Below are 3,349 nucleotides of genomic sequence, written 5' to 3'. Positions count from 1 at the left end.
CGCCGAGCACGGGGTCGGCGCGGAAATCGAGGTGATCGGCGCCGACGAGATCAACGCCGCCTACGACCGGGTCGAGAACAGCGACGTGCGGTACCGGTTCGTCATCGACGTGTCCACCATCGGCGCGTAGACGGCACGAGGACTGGAACCACCGCTGGGATGACCGGTGCTTCCGCCACGACGGCGGCGACCATCACCGCGACAACCGCGATGGCCGCAACTAGCCGCTAGGCACACGAACAGGCCCTCGGCACCGTGAGCGCGGCCCTTGCCGAAGGGCGTCTCAAGCGGGCCGAGGGCCCGGCGGGGGTTGGAACGGAACAGGCGATCCGCATCGAGCCGAGGCGCCGGTTCGTCACCAGCGTTCAGACCTGGCACGCCGAATTCGTTCCGGCTTCTACGCGGCGGACTCCGCTGCCGCCGCGAGACCCTCGCCGACGGCCGCGGCGCGGTAGGAGGGCGCCGAGTGCGGCGTTCCGACGCTCCATCCGGCGCGCTCGGTCGACGTCGGTCGGGTCGAGCGGAACCCGTCGAGGAGCCGGTGACGCCGCAGCGAGAACTCCATCGGCAGCTCGCCCCAGACTTCCTTGAGAATCGCCTTCCGGTCGGCACCGGGTGCGCGCAGGGAGCGCACCAGGCCGATGACCAGGCGCTTGGGATTGATCACCGACTCCACCGGGCGGGCCCGGTTGAACGTGTCCGACAGGTTCGGCCGGTCTCCGCCCGAGGAGTCGACGAAGGTGCGCAGCACCTCCCGAACCAGCGGGCTGGTCGCGCCGGGGCGTGACTCGCGGTTGCCCCAGTGGTAGGTGGAGATGGTGTCTGCATCGCGGGCGGCCTCCCACTTCCGCAGGGCCGCGTCGAGCCGGTCTCTGTCGATCCGGCCCGGGCCGAGCCCGGCAGGGTCGTGCAGGCAGGGCACGACGGCTTCGCCGAGCAGCCGGCCGAACTTGAGCGCGTCGCGCATCCCGTTGCCGGTGGTCGGGTCCTTGAAGTGGCCGGCGTCCCCGGCCAGCACCCAGCCAGGGCCGCACGAGCGCCGGTAGTAGGCGGTCAGGTCGTCGGTCATGCGCGGCTTTCCGGCATTCGTGGCATCGCCGACCCGGGCCTTGAGCGCCGGGTTGCGGTCCAGCATCCCCCGCCACTGCGCGTGGAAGTCGCTCCGGTACACCGGGATGGCCGCCGCGTCGGTCATGTTGACCACGAGGGTGCGGCCCGCCGGGCAGGACGGGAGGACGAGGACCTGCTCGCCGTCGGCCCGGAAGATCTCCAACGCATCGGGTGCGTCGGCACCGAGCGGGTCGTCGAGGTAGCGGAACACGAAGCCGCGGCCGTTCTTCGAGGCGCGGTACGGGGTCCAGGCCCCGACCTCGCCCGCGACGCGGGAGCGCCGGCCGTCGGCGCCGATGACCAGCTCGGCGTGGATCTCGTACTCGCCGTCCCGGGCCTTGCAACGAACCCCGACCGCGCGCCCGTCGCGCCAGACGACCTGCTCGACCTTCGTCCGCTCACGGATCTCGGCGCCGGCGTCCCGGGCGGCCTGCACGAGGACCGCGTCCTGCTGGTCGCGCGGGATACACAGGGCGTAGTCGATCCCGGAGAACGGACGGAACCGCTCGATGATCTCCACGTCACCGTCGCGCACGGTCAGATACCGGCTCTTCGACGGGCCGAGCGCGAGGATGCCGTCGAGCGCACCCATGAACTGCAGTTCCTGCACCCCGTTGGGGACCAGCACGTGCGTGGAGAGGGTGTCGGAGGGAAACCCACCCTTGTCGACGACGATGACCTTGAGCCCGGCCCGGGCGAGCGGCACCGCGGCCGCTGTCCCCGCGCAGCGGGAGCCGACGATGACGACGTCGGCCTTCTCGATGCTCGTGCTCACCGGTCCGCCTCCTCAGGCCAGGCCGATTGCGCGCAGCAGCACGATCGAGTCGTAGAAGGCGTGCACCGAGGTCGCCCGCCCGTCGGGGTCCACCTCCCAGACGTCGGTCCCGACGACCTCGAAGGACTTGCCGCTGATCGGCGCGCCCGGAGGGAACTCGCCCGTATGCGTACCGGTCATCCGCCACGCCGACGCGACCCGCCCAGCTGACGGATCGACGAGCGGGCTGCCCACCGCCTCGAAGGTCAAGTCGGGGAATCCCCGCCACGCGCCCCCGAAGAAGGCGGCGGCGCCGTCGTGGTCGGTGAGTGGCTCGGGTAGCAGCGGATCTACCCAGTTGACCTTCGGGTGGATGACCTCGAGTGCTGTGGCCAGGTCACGCTGGTTCCAGGCGGCGAGATAGCGCTCGGGGTAGGCCTCGAGTGTGCTCGTCTGGATGCTCAACGACACGGGAATCACCTTCGTTCGACGGCTTCGGCGAGGATCCAACCGGCAGGGGCCTGGATCGCGGCTGTCCACTGTCACATCTCACAGGCGGTTGGGTCCTCATCCCTATGAGCGGGCTTCCTCGCTGATAAGGCGTAGAAGGATTGTCGGACAGGCACCTGGCTGCTTCGCTCATGCCTCATGCGCACTCAGACCACCGAGACGACAGGGCTCGCGGGCGCCGACTTCGCGGACCTGCCCACCGCCCCTGCCGAGATCGACCTGGGAGCGCTGCTGGAACGCCGGGCCCGAGCCTCCGCAGAACGCCCCGCTGTGACCTTCCTCGGTCGCACGCTGACCTTCGCCGAGGTCCATGACCGGGTCCGACGCCTGGCGCAGGTCCTGCGCGACGGAGGTGTTCGGAAGGGCGACCGGGTCGCCTACCTCGGCCTCAACGACCCGGCGATCCTGGAGGCCTGTTTGCCGCGGCCGACCTCGGAGCGGTGCTCGTGCCGCTGAACTTCCGCCTCGCCGGCCCCGAGCTTGCGCACGCGATCAACCACTCCGGCGCCCACACAGTGCTCGCCGACAGCCACCACACAGCCGTCATCGACGCCATCCGCGACCAGATCGCCGCGTCCCGGTTCATCCGCGTGGCCGCCGGCGGGAGCGTCCCGGGCTGGGAGGACGGCGACGAGCTCATCGACGGCGCGAGCCCACTGCCGGAACGGGTAGCGGTCGACGCCTCGGACCCGCGCTGATCATGTACACCTCGGGGACCACCGGCAGCGCCAAGGGCGTCGTCCTGACCCACGCGAACCTGTGGTGGCACAACATCGGGGTGGTACTGGCCCTGGACATCGCCTACGACGACGTCTCCCTGGTCTGCGCGCCGATGTTCCACATCGGCGCGCTGAACGTCACGACGATCGCCACCTGGATCAAGGGCGGGCGGCTGGTCATCCACCGGGCGTTCGAGCCCCAGGCGGTGCTCGACGATCTCCAGCGGGAGGGCGTCACCACCATGTTCGGGGTCCC

6 protein-coding genes are annotated in these 3,349 nt (G+C 70.5%); 4 read left to right on the top strand and 2 right to left on the bottom strand.

The window, feature by feature from the left end; genetic code table 11:
• Positions 1-130: alcohol dehydrogenase (locus tag VGH85_19320; GenBank protein ID HEY2175962.1), on the top strand; the 130-nt coding region annotated here is incomplete at its 5' end.
• A gap of 267 nt (positions 131-397) precedes the next feature.
• On the opposite strand, the gene VGH85_19315 is transcribed toward VGH85_19320, so the two are convergent.
• Positions 398-1,885, bottom strand: coding sequence for an NAD(P)/FAD-dependent oxidoreductase (locus VGH85_19315; protein ID HEY2175961.1), 1,488 nt, complete (start codon positions 1,883-1,885; stop codon positions 398-400).
• A gap of 12 nt (positions 1,886-1,897) precedes the next feature.
• Positions 1,898-2,335, bottom strand: coding sequence for a nuclear transport factor 2 family protein (locus VGH85_19310; protein HEY2175960.1), 438 nt, complete (start codon positions 2,333-2,335; stop codon positions 1,898-1,900).
• Positions 2,336-2,512: 177 nt separating this feature from the next.
• Between VGH85_19310 and VGH85_19305 the strand changes: the two genes are divergently transcribed.
• The 3 genes from VGH85_19305 to VGH85_19295 all read left to right on the top strand — a co-directional run.
• The gene (locus VGH85_19305) at positions 2,513-2,830 is read left to right on the top strand and encodes an AMP-binding protein (protein ID HEY2175959.1); all 318 of its coding nucleotides are present in this window, start codon (positions 2,513-2,515) and stop codon (positions 2,828-2,830) included.
• Positions 2,815-3,072 carry a hypothetical protein gene (locus VGH85_19300; protein HEY2175958.1) on the top strand — a complete coding sequence of 86 codons (258 nt, stop codon included), beginning with the start codon at positions 2,815-2,817 and terminating at the stop codon, positions 3,070-3,072. The genes VGH85_19305 and VGH85_19300 overlap by 16 nt, the downstream gene beginning before the upstream one ends.
• Positions 3,073-3,074: 2 nt before the next feature.
• A partial coding sequence (locus VGH85_19295) for an AMP-binding protein (protein ID HEY2175957.1) occupies positions 3,075-3,349 on the top strand: 275 nt, incomplete at its 3' end.

The sequence above is a fragment of the Mycobacteriales bacterium genome, from assembly GCA_036497565.1.
Taxonomy (GTDB): domain Bacteria; phylum Actinomycetota; class Actinomycetes; order Mycobacteriales; family QHCD01; genus DASXJE01.
Note: the sequence above shows the minus strand (reverse complement) of the source record. Positions and strands in the feature narration are given on the sequence as shown.